Source organism: Acinetobacter sp. RG5 (assembly GCF_031844265.1).
Classification (GTDB): Bacteria; Pseudomonadota; Gammaproteobacteria; order Pseudomonadales; family Moraxellaceae; genus Acinetobacter.
This window is the reverse complement of record NZ_JAUZUV010000012.1, coordinates 22,129-41,854: the sequence shown is the minus strand read 5'-3', so window position 1 is coordinate 41,854 and position 19,726 is coordinate 22,129. Positions and strand designations below refer to the sequence as shown.

The following is a 19,726-nucleotide window of genomic DNA, read 5'->3' as shown; positions in this document are numbered from 1 at the left end:
CTCAGGCAGCTCTGGCTGTCTTTTTGTTTTTAATTTTAAATAAAATACTGATTTATTTAATTTTATTGAAACAATTCTTTCACTTCCCTGTCATTTTTAGCCGTTAATTTACTCATAACCATTTAAAACAACCAAGCACATACTGCTAGGAACAAAATATGACTGATCAAATTGCTTTTAATGATGATTATGACAGCAACACTTCGGGGAACCCAGAATTTCACCAACTGTTTAACCAACAGATGAGTCGTCGCGATTTAATTAAAAAGACGGCTGGTGGTGCAGTAGCATTAACCTTAGCAGCCTCACTTACGGGCTGTAGCGATAATGATGAAGAATCAACTCCGCCAAGCACACCTGCAACACCGAATGAACCAGATTTAACTGCAACACCTAAATCATTAACCTTCAAACCAGTGGATAAAAACACTTTAGAGCAATTTACTGTGGCTGAAGGCTATGATTTTAAAGTCCTACATGCGGTAGGTGATCCTTTACACCCAAGCCTACCTGTATGGGATGAAAACAATATTCCTAGTGGTGTATCCTACGAACGCCGTGTCGGTGACAACCATGATGGTATGACCTTTTTTGGTTTAAATACCAGCAAGCAAAATTTTGATGCGACTGTATCGGACACTGGCTTATTGGTGATGAATCACGAATATTTACAACGTGATGACTTACACCCTCGTGGTAACATATTTGATCAAGATGATATCACTGAAGATGAAGTGATCCGTGAAGTGAACTCTCATGGTGTTTCTATTGTTGCAATCAACAAAAATCCTGAGACACAAGAAATCACGGTCGATTTAAACTCGCCATTTAACCGCCGTATTACAGCAGCAACTGAAATGGAATACCGTGGCCCTGTACGTGGTAATACGTTGGTACAAACAGCATTTAGCCCAGATGGTACCAAAACACGTGGCACCATCAACAACTGTGGTAACGGCTATACCCCTTGGGGCACTTATCTCACCACTGAAGAAAACTTCAACCAATATCTCGCACGTCAAAAAGACACCGAAGGCGGGGATGTACGCGATGCCAATACCGAACATGCGTTAAAACGCTATAAAGTCAATAATGGCGCACGTGGTTATAACTGGCAAAGCATTAGAAATCCACAAATCTTTACGCCAGATTATTTCAGCCGTTGGAACACAGTCATCAGCGCTGCATCGGAACAAGAGGATTATCGCAACTCGATTAATACTTTCGGTTGGATTGTTGAAATAGATCCGTTTGATAATCGTAGTATGCCAGTAAAACGTACCGCTTTAGGTCGCTTTGCTCATGAAGACTGCCGTGCTAGCCGTGCCATTGCAGGTAAACCACTTGCATTCTATATGGGTGATGATTCACAAGGCGAATACATCTATAAATTTGTCTCAGATACTCCGTGGAATCCTACTGATGTCAACGGTGGCTATGCGGCTGGCGACAAATACATGAATAACGGTAAGCTTTATGTTGCGCAATTTGATTTCAATGAAGCAACGGGTGAAGCTAAAGGCCAATGGTTAGAACTCTCTTTGTCTAATCCAAAGATTGCCAACTATGCAGAATACAAATTTGCAGACCGAGCAGATATTTTGGTCAATGCACGTATCGCAGCCGATGCAGCGGGCGCAACTAAAATGGACCGCCCTGAATGGGTTGCGGTAAATCCACATAATGGCGAAGTGTATGTCACATTAACCAATAACTCACAACGCGGTTCAGCACATGTAATTGATGCAGCTAATCCACGCCAATATTCAGATGATGATGATGCAACGAACCGCCTACGTGGCAATATTAATGGTCACGTGATTCGCTTCCGTGAAACAGGCGACGATGTTACTGCAACATCATTTACATGGGATATTTTCCTATTTGGTGCCGAAGCAGATTCAATCCCAGGTGTAAACCTTTCTGGCTTGACGGATGCAAATGACTTCTCTAGCCCAGATGGTATGTGGTTTGATGACCGTGGCGTATTATGGTTACAAACTGACGATGGTGCATATACGGATACAACCAACTGCATGATGCTGGCAGCACTTCCTGGTTCAGTGAGCGATGGTTCTGTACAAACCGCAACAGCGGGCACAGGCACACAAAAAACACCTATGGGTGCGAAGCTCGATGACTCGAAGCTACGCCGTTTCTTGGTTGGTCCTGCTGGCTGTGAAATTACAGGGGTCACTATGACACCTGACTACAAAGCCATTTTTGTAAACGTACAACATCCAGGTGGCACTTGGCCTGCAAACCAAGCTGAACATTTAATCAGTACTGGTCGTGCGTATTCACGTCCACGCTCAGCAACAGTCGTGATTACCCGTAAAGATGGCGGTGTCATTGCAGGTGAGTCGTTAGAAACCCCTAAAGCTTAAACCCTGAAGTGACCTAAAAAATGCCGACATCTGTCGGCATTTTTTATATCCGGTGATTATTTTAGGCTAATTATTTTCTCAATAGTTTGACCTGCGGTTGTACCTTGTTGTGACTTCTCAATCCAGTGCCATTGTCCCTGCTGCATTCTCAAAAAATTGGAGCATCGGGTGCCATAGGCCGGACTCTGGATAAAAGTCGAAGACAGCAGCTGTTCCATTTCAACCGAGATGCCGGTGTCTGGCAGAAGTTCAGGAATCACCTTGCGTTCGTCTTCCAGAATATCCCAGACTGCATGACACAAATCTGCTTCTGCGATCTCCAGTTGTTGCAGCATCGGTAAAAATTCCTGGGTAAAGCGTTTACGTAAATGTCGGGTCTTGTACCAGTCTTCGCTCATCAGGCCATTCGAAACCACATAGACGCCATGGGCCAGTACTTGTGGTGCTTCACCGCGATTGCTCATATACACCGCCTGATCTTGATCGCCGATAAACAGGTTAAAGCCGGCATAGTCACACTGGCGTTGTTCCAGATCTTGAGCAAAACGAATCGGCGTTAAGTCAGAATCTAAAAAGTTCTGGATGATATGTCCACGTGAAGTCGGATAATGCCCTTTGTCCTGCCCATCACGAAAATTGGTAATCACCGCCCAGCGACTGGAAGCCGTAATCCCCATCCAGGTGCCGCCCGACTGTAGATCCTGTCCGGCAATTATCGGACTATTCTCCCATTCATGCAGCTCCTGCGTAGGACGCTGATAGAACTCATCCCGATTTGAAATCAGACATAATGAGCTCTGATCCAGAACCCGCCAAGCCAATGCCACGATACACATAATTTACGCTCTCGATCTTTACACATTGAATGTACAACATTTTTCTTTGCTTTAAGCTAAAATCTGTGCAAAACAGAATCATAAGGAACAGGAATGCTCACCTATCCCAATATTGATCCCGTCGCGATTTCGCTCGGGCCCTTACAAGTCCACTGGTATGGACTGATGTACTTACTGGCATTTTTATTTGCCTGGGGATTGGCGACGTTTCGCGCCAAACAACGTGGCTGGACACCGGATATGGTGTCTGACCTGATTTTCTTCGGTGCACTCGGTGTGATCATCGGTGGCCGTGTCGGTTATGTCTTCTTCTACGGTTTTTCCCAGTTCCTGGCCGATCCTTTATGGCTGTTCCAGATCTGGACCGGCGGTATGAGTTTCCATGGCGGTTTCCTCGGGGTCATTCTGGCCATGTTGTGGTGGTGCAAGAAATATAAGATGACCTGGTTCCAGACTCTGGATTTTATCGCACCTTGCGTACCGACAGGGTTGATGTTTGGCAGGATTGGTAACTTTATTGGCGGCGAACTGTATGGCCGTCAGGTGACCGACCCAAACTTTGCCTGGGGCATGATTTTCCCGACCGACCCGCTGCAACTGGTACGTCACCCATCACAACTGTATCAGGCACTGTGTGAAGGCCTGATCCTGTTTATTGTACTGTGGTGGTTCAGCTCGAAGCCGCGTCCACGTATGGCTGTTTCGGCCCTGTTCCTGATCGGTTATGGTCTGGCACGTTTTGTGGTTGAATTCTTCCGTGAGCCGGATAATGGCCAGCTGTTTATTGGCTGGATGAGCAAGGGCCAGTTCCTGAGCCTGCCAATGATCCTGATTGGCTTGTGGATGATGTGGTATGCCTACCAGAAGAAAATATATGACTGGGGTCCAAACAAAAATAGCTGAGAAAATCGCGTAATTTAGCGAGGCAACGACCTCGCTTTTTTATACTCAAAATATGCTAAAGTGCCGATTATCTCTTCTATTCCATCATTACTATGCTTGAGTTCTGGTTTAATCCGCAGGTCTCTGTTCTCAAAAAACTGTTGATCTTTATTGTGATTGCAGCGACAGCTGCAGGCTTGTACTGGATGCAACCACTGCCCTTAGATTCGATTTTGATGTTTGTCGGGACCGGCATCATTTTTCTGATCTGTCGTTACTGCAAAATCCACTTTGCCAGCAAAAACCCGAGCGGTTTTTTATATAGATTACTGACCTGGATTCCAATTGCGCTATTAATTGCTTTAGTTTTTATGAATATGCAACAGGGTGAAATCCTGATTCCGGGTGCACAGGGCATTGCCTTTATGGCTCTGGCGATTTGCCTGTTTTCACCATTGTCGCTGCTCAATCAGAACTCTCAGGATCCAGAGCCACCCCATGCTTGAATTTTGGTATTCAGAACGTTGTAACCGTCAAATCAAACTCATCGTTATTATTACGACCTGTATTTTGATTTATACAGCATCGACTGTGGCCCAGTTAGATCCGGTATTTGTGGGGGTGAGTTTAGCGATTGGAATTGTCGTGCATTTACTGCACCATTTCCGCCTGAAAATCTCAAAATCCAATCCCTATGCAAATGGCTTTAGCGCCTTGAGCCGGGTCATTCCCATCATTGCCTTAATTACCCTGTTTGGCTATTTACCAGAACAGCACCAGCAATGGGGCAAATTTGCCTTGGGTCTGCAATGTCTTGGCTTTGCCGCGATTGGATTATTTATCGTTTCAATCTATGAAAGCCGTGCGAAGCGTTTTGAGGACTGATCACTTCGCAGTATTTTCTTAGAAGTAAGTTTCCAGACGATAGTAACTATAAGTCACGTTTTTATTGCGATAAACCGCATGATCTCGCTGTTTGAAATCCGATACCCAGGCACTACCTGAATAAGCCGCGATATGTCCATATTTATGTCCCTGAGTACGGTCAATAATATAGATATCGCCTTTTTTCGGCCGATCAAAAGAAGCATTAATTTTCTTATAGCCCAGCTGCATCAGGGTACTTCCCCAATCTGCCGCTGCGACCGGATGAGTCACAATTTTCGCACCCGAGGATTGCAGACCGACACGAATACTGCGCGCACATTTCTGTGTACTGGTATTTCGGGTAATGCCTTGCAGATAACTGGTAAATTTCTCGATATTGATACGATGGCCATTGCTTACGCCTGAAGCGTTACGGACAGTGGCTTGCTGGGATGACTTTTTAGGTCTTTGCTCCGATTGGGAACGCACCATGATATTCGCTTGGACAGGAGCATATACTTCGCTCATGTTTACTTGATGATCATAGATCATGCCTTACCAACCGCTCCTCGCCTGTAATTTAGGCTTTCATATTGTTAATAAGCCGAGAATACTAGTCGCTTAAATGTTATTTTTCACATTAAAAATGTAAATAAATTTGTCTATTTTTCCGGCATTCAAATTAAACCGTTCTTTCTAATACAGTTACAAAACCCATCATCTTTGCAAAAAAAATGTAAAGCAAAGCCTTTTTAGCCTGAACTATACAAAATGAGCCGTTATTTTCTTCTACTCAAACCCTAGGGATTTAATCTGTAACTCGGCCATTTTCAGACAACATTTCACTACATGATTACATCATTTTGAGCTTTGCACCCTGTATTACACTGATGCGGCATTTTTAAATATTGAACTAAACGGAGAAGAAAAATGAGTCAGACTTTAAGTACCGTTTCAAATTTTAATTTAGAACAATATTTAGGCACCTGGTATGAAATTGCACGCTTGCCGATGAAGCATCAACCTGAAGACAGCACCGATATTTCTGCGGTATATAGCTTGAATGAAAATGGTAAAGTTCGGGTTCAGAATCGCTGTCTGGATGGTGATGGCAAACTGGATGAAGCTATTGCTGAAGCAACCATTGTCGATGCAGAACATGCCAAGCTTGAAGTCAGCTTTTTACCTGAAGGCCTGCGTTGGATTCCGTTTACCAAGGGCGATTACTGGGTATTAAAAATCGACCCCGATTATCAGACCGCGCTCGTAGGCGAACCGAATAAAGAATATTTATGGCTACTGCATCGCGGTACCAGTCTGGACGAAGCGACTCAACGCGAATATTTAAGTTATGCAGAATCCTTGGGCTATGATCTGTCTGATCTGATTCATACAGTCCATACGGGCAATAAAACCGCTTAAACTGCAATCAAAAGACCTCCATCAGGAGGTCTTTTTTATTCTCAATTTGGGCGATGAAAGCTCATCAAAAAATGCTATGATGTGCGCAATTTAAATTGTCCCTTTCGACAGAAAATTGATTATAAAATAATCCATTCTGCTGTTAAAACGGCGATTTTCAACAGATTCAAATAGAGAGAACTATGCGCCAATATCTTGACCTTTTACAACATATCCTCGACAACGGCGGCGATAAAGGCGACCGTACCGGTACAGGTACACGTTCGGTATTTGGTCATCAGATGCGCTTTGATCTTTCCCAAGGTTTTCCTTTACTCACCACCAAAAAAGTTCATTTCCGTTCTATCGTGATTGAACTGTTGTGGTTCCTGAAAGGCGATACCAATGTTCAATATTTAAAAGACCATAAAGTCTCGATTTGGGACGAATGGGCGACCGCAGAACAGACTGCGCGTTTTGGCCGTCCTGAAGGCGAATTAGGCCCAGTGTATGGTCACCAATGGCGTAATTTTGGTGCCAGCAAAAATGCAGACAATAGTTATAATCAGGACGGTTTTGACCAGATCAAATGGTTGATTAATGAAATTAAAACCAATCCGAATTCGCGCCGTCTGATTGTATCTGGCTGGAATCCGAATGAAGCAGGCCAAGTGGCATTACCGCCTTGCCATACCCTGTTCCAGTTCTTTGTACACAATGGCAAATTGTCCTGCCAGCTATACCAGCGTAGCGCTGATGTTTTTTTAGGTGTGCCGTTTAATATTGCCAGCTATGCTTTGTTGACGCATATGATCGCGCAAGTCTGTGATCTGGATGTTGGTGACTTTGTCTGGACTGGCGGCGATACCCATTTGTACAGCAACCATTTTGAACAGGCACAGTTGCAGCTTAGCCGTGAGCCACTCGGCCTTTGTCAATTAAAACTAAATCCTGAGATCAAAGACCTGTTCGATTTTAAATTTGAAGATATCGAAATTGTCGGTTATGAATCTCATCCAGGCATTAAAGCCCCTGTCGCTGTTTAATGTTCTTTATTATAAAGTTCCCTCTCTTCCTAGGAGAGGGCTAGGAAGAGGTTTTTTACCACACGTAAATCGCCAACTCCTTTCAAAATTATTCCTAGCCCTAAAGCATGAAGGCAATCAATATAGATTTTTAACCTTTCTTTCGTACCAGTAAAAAATTACACGAAGGACTTTGGGCTTGATAAGAAGGATTCAATACATGTCATTTCAAGATTTAGAAGTTGTACACGTCGTTGCCATGGATCAGCAGCGTTGTATCGGCAAGGGCAATGACCTACCTTGGCATATCTCTGCCGACCTGAAACACTTCAAGGAAATCACCCAAGGCGGTGTGGTGGTGATGGGTCGCAAGACACTAGAATCGATGGGACGTACCTTGCCTAAACGCGTGAACTGGGTCATTACCCGTGATCCAGACTGGGCATTTGCAGGCACCAAAGTCGCTTATAGCATTGAAGATGCGCTGAGTCAGGCCGTTGCAGATGTAAAGGCTTCAGAAAAACCTGAAACCATTTTCATCATTGGTGGTGGTGAAATCTTTAAACAGACTATGGATATTGCAGACCGTCTGGAACTGACCCATGTCGAACTGGATGTACAGGGCGATGCCTATTATCCAGCGATTCCAGCAGAATTTAAAAAAGTCGCTGCCGAGCAACATATCGACGACAAAACCGGCATTGCTTTTGAGTTCGCAACCTACAGAAAATAAAGCCTATTTCTCATGAAAAAGTGATGATGCAGGGACGCGAATACATCTCCAGACATTGGAGTCTGTGGCTACTGGGCAGCCTGTTTACTTTATTCGTCATTCTGTCGAGCCTGTGGTTCAGCCTGATGCTCTGGGTTCATCAACCCCTCGGAAAAATCGGCAGCTTGATGCTGATTGGACTCTGGCTGACCTTTGCGCTGGTCGTTCTCGGGATTTATTTCACCCGGCATCTGATCTCCCGCCAAGTGGATAGCGTTCTTTATCTTCTGGCCTTTTTATTCTGTCTGCTAGGATATTTCAGTCTGGAAGCGCGTCAGGATCGAGAGTGGAATCCTGAGGTTTCCCAGCTTCTGCATTATGAGCAGCAAGGCGATCAGGTTACCTTACACAATATCCGCAACTTTGACTGGCAGGCCGATGGTCGCTATATCGAACGCTGGGAAAGCCGCAGTTTTGATCTGAATCAGATTACTGGCGTGAACATCATTACTTCCTACTGGATGGGGCCTAAAATTGCCCATACCCTGGTCAGCTTCGATTTTGCCAATCAAAAGCCACTCACCTTCTCGATTGAAATCCGCAAGGAAAAGAATGAAGAGTTTTCAGCGATTGGTGGCTTTTTCCGAAAATATGAACTGAGTCTGGTCGCATCGGATGAAAAGGATATTGTCTATACCCGTAGCAATGTCCGTGGTGAACAGGTCTATTTTTTCCCAGTCAAAATGCCGCAAGCTCAGGCTAAAGCGCTATTCAAGGAATATCTGCGTCAGGCCGATGAGCTGGCCCAAAAGCCAAAATGGTACAATACCCTGACCAGTAATTGCACCACACTAGTCTTTGATATGGTTCAGGCGATATCGCAACAACAGCTACCCTCAGATTACCGGTTGCTGGCCTCCGGCTATTTACCGAATTATCTCTATGATCTTAAAGTACTAGAACAGTCTTGGGATATGCACACTTGGTATCAACGGGCACATGTCAATCCACGGGTAGAACGCACCGCTAATCTCTCCAGTCAGGACTATTCACGCCTGATCCGGCAGGGCCTACCAAAACCCGACATGCGATAACTGTGTAGCAAATCCACTTCAATAAAGATACAAAATCAACTGGAACCTTGATCATTTTTTTGTTTATATACAAATAGCTAGTCAATGATCAGAGTATCTCTCATGCTAAAAAAATTAACTGCAATCGCGATTTTAGGCTCGGTTCTAACGGTCATGGGCTGCGAAACTGTGCCCAATACAGCCACGACACAAACCGCGAATCATTTACAACTTTTGCAAAATCGTACTTGGATTGCGACCCAGATTGGTAATACTGAAATCAAGACTGCGCCAACCGCACGCAATGTTCCGAGTCTGCAATTTGATGCCAGTACCCAGCGCGTTTCAGGTTCAGATAGCTGTAACCGGATTATGGGCAGTTACACAGCAGCGAAAGACACGCTGACCCTGAACCAAATGGCCACTACCCGTATGGCCTGTATGAACAACGATCAGCTTGATCAGAAATTTAATGAAGCTTTAGCCAAAGTGACACATTATCAAGTATTTGGTAAAACCTTAAAATTACTGGATCGCCATGGGAATCTCTTGATCCAGCTAGAAAGTGCTGTTCAGCCGCGTTAATACTTCCCTACAAAAAGCCTGTATGGACAGGCTTTTTTATCTTTCATACTGATGAGCTGGAATTTAACCATCAGCCCGATTGAGTTATTTAATTGAATGAGGAATCAACCATGCAACAGGCACTTTTCGGTGGGGGATGCTTTTGGTGTACTGAAGCCGTATTTTTACAGATCCAGGGGGTTCAGCAGGTCGTCAGTGGCTACGCAGGTGGGCATACAACTGAGCCAAACTACGATGATGTCTGCGGGGGCAATACCGGCCATGCTGAAGTCATTCTGATCGATTTCGATGAAAACCAGGTTAACTATAACCAGTTGCTTGATGTATTTTTTGCAACCCATGATCCGACCACGCTAAACCGTCAGGGCAATGATGTCGGCACCCAGTATCGTTCTGTGATTTATTATCTGAATGATGAACAGCAGCAACAGGCGCAGCAGGCGATCGATGCTCTGAAAGCCGATGGCATCAATATGGTGACTGAACTCAGTCCTGCCCCGACTTTCTATCCGGCGGAAGACTATCATCAAAACTTCTTTGCCAAGAACCCGACCCAGGGCTATTGCAATTTTGCCATTCCTCCAAAATTGAATAAATTACGCAGCAAATTTACGACCCTCTTAAAAACCCATTAAGTTTCATGAAAAATGGGCATAAAAAAAGCGACTGCAATCAGTCGCTTTTTTTATTACCTAAATCTTAGTTATCAGTTGCAAAGGCAATATCGCTGAGTCCGGCTCCACTCGCACGCGACATGACTTGCGCCACCGAGTCATAACGTGATTCTTTATCCGCTTTCAACACAATGGTCGGCTGACGTTCAGCTTGGCCCGCTTCATTAAAACGGGTTTCAAGCTGTTCCAGCGTCAATACATCACCATTCCAAGCAATGTCACCTTCGGCATTGATGCTAATCGTGACATTTTCAGGCGGCAGATCGATAATCTCCGCAGTGGTTTGTGGCAAGGTTAATGGAATTGATGGGTTCGCAACGGTCGCTGTCACCAGAAAGATGATCATCAATACCAACATAATGTCGATGAGGGGAATGAGGTTCATCTCATTCATGCCTACATCGTTGTCTTCACCCAGTTGAAAAGCCATTAAGCTTGACCTCCCACGAGACTCTGTTGTGTTACTTTCTCATCAGACTTTTTTGCAGCAGATTCCTGTTGCAGCATGGTATCAATTAACAGACCGTGTGCCTGATCCTGTAACTCGTGTGCCAAGCCACGATTAGCACGGACACAGATGTTATAAGCCAGTACCGCAGGAATCGCGACTGCCAGACCTAAGCCAGTCATAATCAATGCTTCACCGACTGGAGTTGCTACTTGTGCCAGACCTGCTTGACCACTTTTACCAACAGCAACCAGCGCATGGAAGATGCCCCATACCGTACCGAACAAACCAACAAATGGTGAAATTGAGGCAATCGTACCCAGAACTGATACACCTTTTTCGGCATTGGCTTTTTCTGCTGAAATCTGGCGTAATAGCGCCTGTTCTGCCACTGCCTTACGTTGTTCAAAGCCCAAAGGAGCCAGTTTGGTTTTCAGTTGTTCCAATGCTTTAGATAACTGCGCATAGGCAATCTGTTTCAGTTGGCGAGTGCCCATCAAACGCAGCACAAAAATGGTCCATGTCGCAATCGACATTGCCAATAACACGAAATACAGTGTTTTACTGACTGCATCAGCGTGTTGCCAATAAACTGAAAAGTTCATATTCGAACTCCTAATGGGTGAGCCGTTATTTAACCTGAAAATCGAAAGGCTGTTCCACACGGGTTGGATAAGCCACACCATTTTCAACATATTTGGTAAGTTGTGCACGACGTACCGCGGCTTCTACTTTGCGCGTTACTGCCGGGCTACAACTTGAATTTCGTGCAGTCGCAGAGACTACTTTGCCCTGCTCATTCGCTGAAACATCTACTACCAGTGAACAGGCTGATTTTAATTCACCTGCAGAGAGTGAGACTTTTGGTGAACGCTGCCAGGACACGCCCCCACCAATTGATACACTTTTCGGAGATGGCGGCGCAGCAGGTGCTGGCGGTGCCACAGGCGCAGGTGGCGCGACCGGAGCAGGTGCCGGTTTAACTTTAGTTTCAGTGACCACTGTCGGCACGACCGGACTTGGAGTTGGTTTTGCTTCAACTGGTGGTGCTTTGACTACTTTTGGTGCTTCAGCCTTTTTCACCTGCTCGATTTTTTCTACTTTTTTCGGTGGTGGTGGCAGCGGTTTATCGACAATTTTGACTTCTTTAGGCTTAGGCGGCTCTTTTTGTGGCTCGGCCTTCGGTTTTGGCGGTAAAGGTTTTGGCGCTTCCTGGAGTTTCACAAAGCGCACTTTTAAGGGTTGCTTATCAATGGGTGTCAGCTCAGGTGCTTTCATCTGGCTGATCGCATATAACACACCCACATGCCCAACCAGTACAGCCGCCACGATAGAGATGACTTTCTTTTTCATCTGATTCGGCGGTGTAGGCATTTGGGGCGCAGCAACTTGACTCATTAAATCTATTACCTTGAGGAGATGATGTGGAACAAACTATCAAGCTCATCGGTTATCACAATTAAAGTATGCCAATAATAAATGAGAAGTGTTTTCATTTGCAACCGCTAATCCTACCTTTGACTGACTTTTTTTGCATCAAAACAAAAAAGGCACACTAAAAGTATGCCTTTTTAAAACTCAATGCAAGTCTTATTGGAACACGACAGTCTTGTTGCCATCGACAATAATACGGTCTTCCAAATGCCATTTTACCGCACGGGCCAATACATTACGTTCTACGTCCTGACCGAGTTCACGTAACTGCTCAACAGTAAAGTCATGGTTCACGCGCTCCACATCCTGCTCAATAATCGGACCTTGATCCAGATCAGCAGTCACATAGTGCGCAGTTGCACCGATCAGCTTCACGCCTTTTTCATAGGCCTGTTTGTACGGATTGGCACCTACAAAAGCCGGCAGGAAAGAATGGTGAATGTTGATCACTTTCATTTCCCACTTGCTGACAAATTCTTCATCCAGAATCTGCATATAACGCGCCAGCACCAGTAAGTCATTGCCCTGCATCAACTGGTCGATTTCTGCATAAGCTTCAGGTTTGTTGTCTTTGGTCACCGGCACAACTTCGAATGGAATGCCAAAATTTTCAACTGCTTCACGTAAAGTCTCGTGATTCGACACCACTTTGGTAATTTCACAAGGCAAACCACCACGCGCATGACGCCATAACAGCTCAAGCAAGGCATGATCGACTTTAGACACCAAAATACCGACTTTTTTCACGTCACTGACCAGAGCCAGACGCCATTGCATGCCATAGCGTTCCGCCACATTCGCTGCAAAAGTCTGGGTAATACTTTCTTTGCGACTTTGAAGATTATCTAATTCAAATTCAACGCGCATGAAGTAACGTCCGCCCTGCGCTGCTGTCGCATATTGGTCAAGCGCAGTAATGTTGGCACCTTGATGATACAAGAAGCTCGAAACAGCCTGCACGATGCCCGGCTTGTCTTCACAAGTAATCAATAAACGTGCGGTGTTAGCAGTCGTCATATTCATGTTGGTTTAAGTCACTAATCAGTTAAATTAAAAATAAGCCGAGTATTCTAGCGCGTTTCTTGGATATTCTGAATAGTTTGTTCAGATTCAGAATCTTTAGATGACGACAGGCTGGCAAAAAGTTCCGAAGAGCCCAAACTACTCAATAAACCTTCATAGGTTTGACGACTTTCACCACGTAAATACGCCCCTTCCAGGAATACCATTTGACGGAGTGCCTGCCAGACCCATTTTTCTTCCAGCGTATTGGAATCGGTTAAATGACCTGACATATACAGGAAGTTGGTCCAGTTGGTCAGCACAATCCACAGGTTAATAATCAGTGCTTCAATCTCTGAATCGGTCATGTCCATCAGGCCTGCATTAACAAAGCCTTTATAGATTTTCTGGCCCTGCTGCATCACCTGACCGGCAAAGCGTGGATACATCTTGCGAAAATCTTCGTTATTTTCTACCAGATGATAGACATCACGATGCAGGAAACGGTAAGCCCATAACTGGCTGCTCAGTACCTGAAAATAATGCACCTTGTCATTGGCATCCAGCGCACGGTCATCCGGCAGCGCCAGCATTTCCAGGGTCTGGTGCTGGTACTGTTCCATCAATTCTTTAATAATTTCATTTTTATTGCGGAAATGATAATACAGGTTACCCGGGCTCATGCCGAGTTCAGCCGCAATGTGATTGGTGGTTACCGATCGTTCACCACGCTCGTTAAACAGCTGCAAACTGAGCTGCAAGATACGCTCTTTAGTTTTTAAGGTTTTGGTTTGGGACATCCTAAAATAACCATTCAGTTCATGCATTAGCAGGCTAACACACAAAGTCACTTGACTAATTAGAGTATTTGCTCTAAAAATTAATTAATCGATTTTTGAATAATGGTAGTGCGGCATGAACAGTCACACAAAAACAACATCAATGACACCACATTTTTTTGATAGCCAATATCTGAATGAAGTCTTGGCGCAACAAAAACACGCTTATTTACACTACCCTCTGCCGACTGCAAAGGAACGTATCGATCGTTTAGCTCGACTTAAGCGTATCTTAGTTAAGTATCAAGATCAATTTGCTGACGCAATTAATCAGGACTATGGTAACCGTTCCATTGGGGAAACCAAGATTGGTGAACTGCTCACCTGTCTGGAACATATTAAATATTACAGCAAAAACCTGACCCGGTGGATGAAACCTTCCAAGCGTCATGTCGGCATTATTCATCAGCCGGCCAAAGCCTGGGTGCAATATCAGCCTTTGGGTGTAGTCGGAATTATCGCACCGTGGAACTATCCGCTGTTGCTCTCGATTGGCCCACTAATTTGTGCCCTGGCGGCCGGCAACCATGCCATGATCAAAATTTCCAGTGCATCGGCTGCCTTTGGTGAAGTTCTGGAAAAAGCCCTGGCTGAAGCCTTCCCTAAAGAATTGGTCGCTGTGGTGAATGGTGGCGGTGTGATTTCAGATGCTTTCTGTCGTTTGCCTTTCGATAAACTGATTTTCACCGGCTCAACTGCAGTCGGTAAAACCGTCATGGCAGCCGCTGCCGAAAATCTGGTGCCGGTGATTCTGGAACTGGGCGGTAAATCGCCGGTACTGGTGCATCCATCGATTGATCTGCGCGATGTCGCGCAGCGGATTGCGGTGGGCAAACTCTGGAATGCCGGTCAGACATGTGTAGCGCCAGACTATATGTTCCTGCCTCTCGGAAAAACTGCCGAGTTCATTGATCACTTTAAAGCCTGTGTCGAAAGCATGTATCCGGATATCACCCATAATCAGGATTACACCTCGATTATTAATGTCAAACAATATAACCGTCTGCAAGGCTATCTGGATGATGCGCGTGAACAGGGTGCGCAAGTCATTGAAATTAATCCGCGTAGTGAAAACTCGGCTGATCTGCGCAAGATTGCACCGACCATCGTGACCAATGTCACCCCGATGATGCAGATCATGCAGCATGAAATCTTTGGCCCACTGTTACCGATCATGGAATATGATCAAATTGACGATGTCATCGACTTTATTAATAGCCGTCCGCGTCCACTTGCTTTATACTACTTCGACTTTGATCAGGCGCGTGCCGATTATGTCGCACAGCGTACCCATTCAGGGCATTTCGGGCAAAATACGGTACTGACCCATGTTGCGCAGGATGATCTACCATTTGGGGGTGTCGGTGCATCAGGTATGGGTAAATACCATGGCCCAGAAGGCTTCTTCAGTTTGTCGCATGAACGCTCAGTAATGTCGAATCCAAAGCTGTACAGCTTGAAATACATTCTGCCACCGTTCAATAAACCGATTCACAAGCTGATTTCGAAGACACTTCTCCGCTAAATGATCAAGGCATGAGCTATCGATATAGTTCGTGCCGCGTTTTGACGAAAATCGCTTGTCTTTTAAGCGCATTTTTGATATAAAACGCCCCTTGAATGATTTCAATCCGTTTATTTTTGACTGGCCATACAGATTTGCTGTTGGCTAAATCAATGGAGTTACACCATGTCTAAGGTTTGCCAAGTTACCGGCAAGCGTCCAGTCGTTGGTAACAACGTCTCACACGCCAACAACAAAACTAAGCGCCGGTTCGAGCCGAACCTGCACCACCACCGTTTCTGGTTAGAAAGCGAAAAACGTTTTGTACGTCTTCGTTTAACCACTAAAGGTATGCGTATTATCGACAAATTGGGCATTGAAAAGGTTGTTGCTGACCTACGTGCTCAAGGTCAAAAGATCTAAGGAGTCTGAACCATGCGTGATAAAATTCGCTTAGTTTCTTCAGCTGGTACAGGTTATTTCTATACCACGACTAAGAACAAACGTACTATGCCGGAAAAAATGGAAATCAAAAAATTTGATCCAAAAATCCGTCAACACGTAATCTTCAAAGAAGCTAAAATCAAATAATTTTAGTTTCTTTAAAAAAACGACCTTTGCGGGTCGTTTTTTTTTGCACTTTTTTTATCCGACTTGATAAACTTTCTGCATGTTTTGGCACTTTTTGTGCTTATTTCCCAGCAAACCTAGCTAAAGGAGTATTTAGTGCCACATGACGTAGAGCTCATTATATTACTGGCTGTTGGTTTTGGCTTAGCTTTGGTCTTTGGCTATCTCGCTGCACGGTTACGTCTTCCCCCTTTGATCGGTTACTTAATTGCCGGCATTCTGATTAGTCCCCATACACCCGGTGTGGTCGGTGATATTCATCTGGCCAACCAACTGGCAGAACTTGGCGTCATGTTCCTGATGTTTGGCGTCGGAATGCATTTTTCCCTGAACGATCTGATGCAGGTACGCCGGATTGCCCTGCCTGGTGCGATTTTACAGATTGCAGTTGCCACCTTGCTCGGGGTTGGAGTTTCGATGCTGTGGGGCTGGAGCTTTGGCTCAGCACTGGTCTTCGGCCTAAGCCTGTCTTGTGCCAGTACCGTGGTTCTGCTCAAAGCCCTTGGTGATCGTGGCTTACTGGATTCAATCAATGGCCGAATTGCTGTTGGCTGGTTGCTGGTCGAAGATCTGGTCATGGTCTTGGCGCTGGTACTGTTACCTGCCACTGCGGTGCTTTTAGGTGGGCAAGCGCTGGAAGGTGCAAGCGATGAGAATATCTGGCTCACCTTAGGGATTACCTTACTTAAAGTCGCAGGCTTTATTGCCTTCATGCTGATTATTGGTAAACGCTTGATTCCGATGATCATACAGGTGGTGGCACGTCTCGGTTCACGTGAGCTGTTTACCTTAACTGTGGTGGCAGCTGCTGTTTCGATTGCCTTTGGTGCCTATAAAGTCTTTGGTGTATCCATGGCACTGGGTGCTTTCTTTGCCGGAATGGTCGTTAAGGAATCTGATTTCAGTCATCGTGCTGAAGAAGAAACCTTACCACTGCGTGAAATTTTCTCGATTTTATTCTTTGTTTCCGTCGGCATGCTGTTTGATCCGCGCATTTTGCTGGAACAGCCTTTACATGTACTGGCCGTGGTCGCGATTATCATGATTGGTAAAACTATTGCTGCGATGGCACTGGTGCTGTTCTTCCGTTATCCGATCAATACCGCCTTGACCGTCGGTGCTTCTCTGGCACAGATTGGTGAGTTCTCCTTTATTTTGGCTGCACTCGGTGTTTCGCTCAACCTGCTTTCGCCGGAAGGTCAAAACCTGATTCTAGCAGGTGCCTTAATTTCGATTACGCTTAACTCCTTTATCTTTTCCGCGATTGAGCCGGTACAGAAATGGATTCGGGAACGCTCGACTCTGGCCCGATTACTGGAACGCAGTGGTGACCCTCTGGCGATGTTACCCGATGAAGTCTCACAGGATTACCTGCGCGATCAGGTGGTCATTATTGGCCATGGGGAGGTCGGGCGTCGCATTACCCGCTCATTGATGCAAGAAAATATCAAGGTGGTGATTGCCGAAGAAAACCGTGACATCGTCGAAAACCTACGTGAGAAAGGCATTGCTGCGGTGTCTGGTGTTGCCACTGAGGCTGGCGTACTGATTCAGGCACATATCCAGCATGCGCGCTTACTGGTCATTTCCCCTATGGATATCATCGATATTCATAAAATTGTCGATATTACCAAGACCTTGAATCCACAAATTCAGGTACTGGTCTGTGCGGAAAGCAAGGAAGAAGCTGAAGCCATTCGTCGGGATAATGTCGGTGCGGTTTATTATGCCAAAGAAGAAATGGCGAAAAATATGAGCAATCATATTTTGAACCAGATTGAGATCGCGCATCAGCATACGCCTTCTCATTAAAGTTTTTCTTTGAATAAACGCCAAATAAAAAAGTTGCCGAATCTGGCAACTTTTTTTATGAACATCAATATATCTCTAAGTCAAAGATTTTATTATTACACTGGCTTCAGACTGCTCACGACTTAAATTTTAAAATACTGATTTTTCATCTTCATTTTAAATGAACGTTTTTATGGTACTTAAAATCTGCCTAATTTAATAACCTATAAAACTCAAAAAGCACACCGATAGTGTGCTTTCTAAATAAATTTCAACGATTAACTCATATACTTTGGTTCTTCATCCACAACTTCAGCCTGCCACTCATTGACCTGCTGTTCCAGCAAACCATAGAGTGCTGCCTGAATCATCTGTTGCGCAATCACGGGCGTCTGCTCTCCAAGTAAAGCTTTCACCTCATCATTAAATTGAATCATGACCAAAGGCTGTTTATGTGAGCCTGCATTGCGTAGAGCCAACGCGCCACCTTCAAGTTGAACGAGTTCTAAAATCGCGTCTTGATTACCAAATAAATCTTTCAACTGTTCTATAGACATATATCCTCCATGTTCAACATGGTGGCAAAGCGCCGGGTGCACTTTGCATCATTAGAGTAATTGATATAGGGTTAAAAATTGCATTTTCAAGTACAGCCGATCCGATTAAAATTCAATCATCTCATTACGAAAACCATCAATTAATTGGGTCAGGTCACGATGCCACTCTCTCAATATAGCAGTATCAGGTAACCATGCTTGTGGAGACTGTGTGACTTTAATGATGAGATTTGAGGAAGTTTCGTCTTCAGGTTCTGGGGTACTTGGTTCGGGCGCATACTGGCACAGACGGTAAGCACGTTTCAGTTCAGCAATGAAACCGCTCTTGGATAAATGTTGCAGCACCGCCACTTCCGGCGAAATCTGGCCTTTGGCCGCCATCAGTTCTTCGATCGATTTTAGCGTCGGATGAGGATCATTCAGGCGATAGTAACGCACAAGTTCCTGTAAAAATGCTAACAAAGCACCATGCAAATGAAACACAGTTGCTTCACGTTGTGCCTGAGCCTGTTGTACATGTTCGGTTTGCTCTGCTTGCTGGCAGGATAGACGGGCAAAATACAGTTTTTGATTGGTACGGTCCGCATGATAGCGAGCAACACGGGTCATCGAGATTTCCTAAGGTTTAAAACAAATTTTGGCTTTTATAAAGTAAAAGGTTCGCCTACATTTCGCAATCAAAAGATGTTTAGACTGAATCCATCCAGCACTGAAATTCAGAGCATTGAGCTCACTAATTAAGTACGGCGATACTAAATTGTAGCCATAAAAAAAGGAGCCTATCAAGTGCTCCTTTTTTGAGTTTAAGCCTGAGGCTTGTCTTCTGCGGCTTTCACGCGGATGCCATGTCCGTGCAGGCGTAAAGTGTTCAGGCCTTTAATGGCTTTGACTGCTTCACGGCCATGCGGCATTTCTACAAAAGCAAAACCTTTTGATTTGCCTGTTGCTGCATCAAGCACCAAAGTACAGGTCTCCACTGTGCCATATTCCTGGAACAGTTTCAGTAATTCGGCTTCTGTGACCGTACGTTCTAAATTACGAACTAAAATTTTCATCTTACAACCTTAAGAAGATAGGCA

Annotated in this window: 24 protein-coding genes; 14 read left to right on the top strand and 10 right to left on the bottom strand. The window is 44.9% G+C overall.

From position 1 onward, the window contains the following. Nucleotides 1-158 precede the first annotated feature (158 nt). Nucleotides 159-2,387, top strand: coding sequence for a PhoX family phosphatase (locus tag Q9R21_RS10920; protein ID WP_311204467.1), 2,229 nt, complete (start codon nt 159-161; stop codon nt 2,385-2,387). Between the two features lie 56 nt (nt 2,388-2,443). Here Q9R21_RS10920 and Q9R21_RS10915 read toward each other — a convergent pair whose 3' ends face one another. Continuing rightward, the gene (locus Q9R21_RS10915; protein ID WP_311204466.1) at nt 2,444-3,223 is read right to left on the bottom strand and encodes an NRDE family protein; all 780 of its coding nucleotides are present in this window, start codon (nt 3,221-3,223) and stop codon (nt 2,444-2,446) included. Between the two features lie 93 nt (nt 3,224-3,316). Here Q9R21_RS10915 and lgt point away from each other — a divergent pair, with 93 nt between their 5' ends. From lgt to Q9R21_RS10900, 3 genes are all read left to right on the top strand, one after another. After that, nucleotides 3,317-4,126: a prolipoprotein diacylglyceryl transferase gene (gene lgt, locus Q9R21_RS10910; RefSeq protein ID WP_004278424.1), complete on the top strand. Its 810-nt coding sequence runs from the start codon at nt 3,317-3,319 to the stop codon at nt 4,124-4,126. 92 nt (nt 4,127-4,218) lie between these two features. After that, entirely contained in the window at nt 4,219-4,611 is a 393-nt protein-coding gene (locus tag Q9R21_RS10905; RefSeq protein ID WP_311204465.1) for a hypothetical protein, read from the top strand. Next, complete coding sequence (locus Q9R21_RS10900) at nt 4,604-4,990, top strand: hypothetical protein (protein WP_311204464.1); 387 nt, start codon at nt 4,604-4,606, stop codon at nt 4,988-4,990. Before Q9R21_RS10905 ends, Q9R21_RS10900 begins: the two co-directional genes overlap by 8 nt. A gap of 18 nt (nt 4,991-5,008) precedes the next feature. Here Q9R21_RS10900 and Q9R21_RS10895 read toward each other — a convergent pair whose 3' ends face one another. After that, entirely contained in the window at nt 5,009-5,524 is a 516-nt protein-coding gene (locus tag Q9R21_RS10895) for a CHAP domain-containing protein (protein ID WP_311204463.1), read from the bottom strand. Nucleotides 5,525-5,902: 378 nt separating this feature from the next. Between Q9R21_RS10895 and Q9R21_RS10890 the strand changes: the two genes are divergently transcribed. From Q9R21_RS10890 to msrA, 6 genes are all read left to right on the top strand, one after another. Next, nucleotides 5,903-6,394: a lipocalin family protein gene (locus Q9R21_RS10890; protein WP_005172774.1), complete on the top strand. Its 492-nt coding sequence runs from the start codon at nt 5,903-5,905 to the stop codon at nt 6,392-6,394. 182 nt (nt 6,395-6,576) lie between these two features. Then, a complete protein-coding gene (gene thyA / locus Q9R21_RS10885; protein ID WP_311204462.1) occupies nt 6,577-7,419 on the top strand; it encodes a thymidylate synthase in 843 nt (280 codons plus the stop codon). A gap of 199 nt (nt 7,420-7,618) precedes the next feature. After that, nucleotides 7,619-8,131, top strand: a complete 513-nt coding sequence (locus tag Q9R21_RS10880) for a dihydrofolate reductase (RefSeq protein WP_004278430.1) — start codon at nt 7,619-7,621, stop codon at nt 8,129-8,131. Nucleotides 8,132-8,154: 23 nt separating this feature from the next. Beyond that, entirely contained in the window at nt 8,155-9,204 is a 1,050-nt protein-coding gene (locus tag Q9R21_RS10875) for a DUF4105 domain-containing protein (protein WP_311204461.1), read from the top strand. A 102-nt stretch (nt 9,205-9,306) separates the two neighbouring features. Continuing rightward, nucleotides 9,307-9,768, top strand: a complete 462-nt coding sequence (locus tag Q9R21_RS10870) for an META domain-containing protein (protein WP_004278432.1) — start codon at nt 9,307-9,309, stop codon at nt 9,766-9,768. Nucleotides 9,769-9,878: 110 nt separating this feature from the next. After that, nucleotides 9,879-10,403 (top strand): peptide-methionine (S)-S-oxide reductase MsrA, encoded by a 525-nt coding sequence (gene msrA / locus Q9R21_RS10865; protein ID WP_311204460.1) that lies wholly within the window; start codon nt 9,879-9,881, stop codon nt 10,401-10,403. A 64-nt stretch (nt 10,404-10,467) separates the two neighbouring features. On the opposite strand, the gene Q9R21_RS10860 is transcribed toward msrA, so the two are convergent. The 5 genes from Q9R21_RS10860 to Q9R21_RS10840 form a co-directional block, all read right to left on the bottom strand. Next, entirely contained in the window at nt 10,468-10,872 is a 405-nt protein-coding gene (locus Q9R21_RS10860; RefSeq protein WP_004278434.1) for a biopolymer transporter ExbD, read from the bottom strand. Continuing rightward, the gene (locus tag Q9R21_RS10855; RefSeq protein ID WP_195725181.1) at nt 10,872-11,495 is read right to left on the bottom strand and encodes a MotA/TolQ/ExbB proton channel family protein; all 624 of its coding nucleotides are present in this window, start codon (nt 11,493-11,495) and stop codon (nt 10,872-10,874) included. Before Q9R21_RS10855 ends, Q9R21_RS10860 begins: the two co-directional genes overlap by 1 nt. Before the next feature lie 25 nt (nt 11,496-11,520). Next, nucleotides 11,521-12,288, bottom strand: coding sequence for a TonB-dependent receptor (locus Q9R21_RS10850; RefSeq protein WP_129716376.1), 768 nt, complete (start codon nt 12,286-12,288; stop codon nt 11,521-11,523). A 192-nt stretch (nt 12,289-12,480) separates the two neighbouring features. Next, complete coding sequence (gene purU, locus Q9R21_RS10845; protein WP_004278437.1) at nt 12,481-13,347, bottom strand: formyltetrahydrofolate deformylase; 867 nt, start codon at nt 13,345-13,347, stop codon at nt 12,481-12,483. 47 nt (nt 13,348-13,394) lie between these two features. Then, nucleotides 13,395-14,126 (bottom strand): TetR/AcrR family transcriptional regulator, encoded by a 732-nt coding sequence (locus tag Q9R21_RS10840; protein ID WP_034437998.1) that lies wholly within the window; start codon nt 14,124-14,126, stop codon nt 13,395-13,397. A 115-nt stretch (nt 14,127-14,241) separates the two neighbouring features. Here Q9R21_RS10840 and Q9R21_RS10835 point away from each other — a divergent pair, with 115 nt between their 5' ends. From Q9R21_RS10835 to Q9R21_RS10820, 4 genes are all read left to right on the top strand, one after another. Continuing rightward, nucleotides 14,242-15,690, top strand: coding sequence for a coniferyl aldehyde dehydrogenase (locus tag Q9R21_RS10835; protein WP_004278439.1), 1,449 nt, complete (start codon nt 14,242-14,244; stop codon nt 15,688-15,690). A 165-nt stretch (nt 15,691-15,855) separates the two neighbouring features. Continuing rightward, on the top strand, nt 15,856-16,092 hold the full coding sequence (gene rpmB, locus Q9R21_RS10830; RefSeq protein ID WP_000048256.1) for a 50S ribosomal protein L28: 237 nt from the start codon (nt 15,856-15,858) through the stop codon (nt 16,090-16,092). 12 nt (nt 16,093-16,104) lie between these two features. Next, entirely contained in the window at nt 16,105-16,260 is a 156-nt protein-coding gene (rpmG, locus tag Q9R21_RS10825) for a 50S ribosomal protein L33 (RefSeq protein WP_001205031.1), read from the top strand. Nucleotides 16,261-16,395: 135 nt separating this feature from the next. Then, nucleotides 16,396-18,111: a cation:proton antiporter gene (locus Q9R21_RS10820; RefSeq protein ID WP_311204459.1), complete on the top strand. Its 1,716-nt coding sequence runs from the start codon at nt 16,396-16,398 to the stop codon at nt 18,109-18,111. A 257-nt stretch (nt 18,112-18,368) separates the two neighbouring features. Here the strand turns inward: Q9R21_RS10820 and Q9R21_RS10815 are convergent, their stop codons facing one another. The 3 genes from Q9R21_RS10815 to Q9R21_RS10805 form a co-directional block, all read right to left on the bottom strand. Beyond that, on the bottom strand, nt 18,369-18,647 hold the full coding sequence (locus Q9R21_RS10815) for a hypothetical protein (protein ID WP_004278462.1): 279 nt from the start codon (nt 18,645-18,647) through the stop codon (nt 18,369-18,371). Nucleotides 18,648-18,752: 105 nt separating this feature from the next. Next, nucleotides 18,753-19,256 carry a DUF6586 family protein gene (locus Q9R21_RS10810; RefSeq protein WP_004278463.1) on the bottom strand — a complete coding sequence of 168 codons (504 nt, stop codon included), beginning with the start codon at nt 19,254-19,256 and terminating at the stop codon, nt 18,753-18,755. A gap of 194 nt (nt 19,257-19,450) precedes the next feature. Beyond that, nucleotides 19,451-19,702, bottom strand: coding sequence for an RNA-binding protein (locus Q9R21_RS10805; protein WP_004729489.1), 252 nt, complete (start codon nt 19,700-19,702; stop codon nt 19,451-19,453). Between the last annotated feature and the right edge of the window lie 24 nt (nt 19,703-19,726).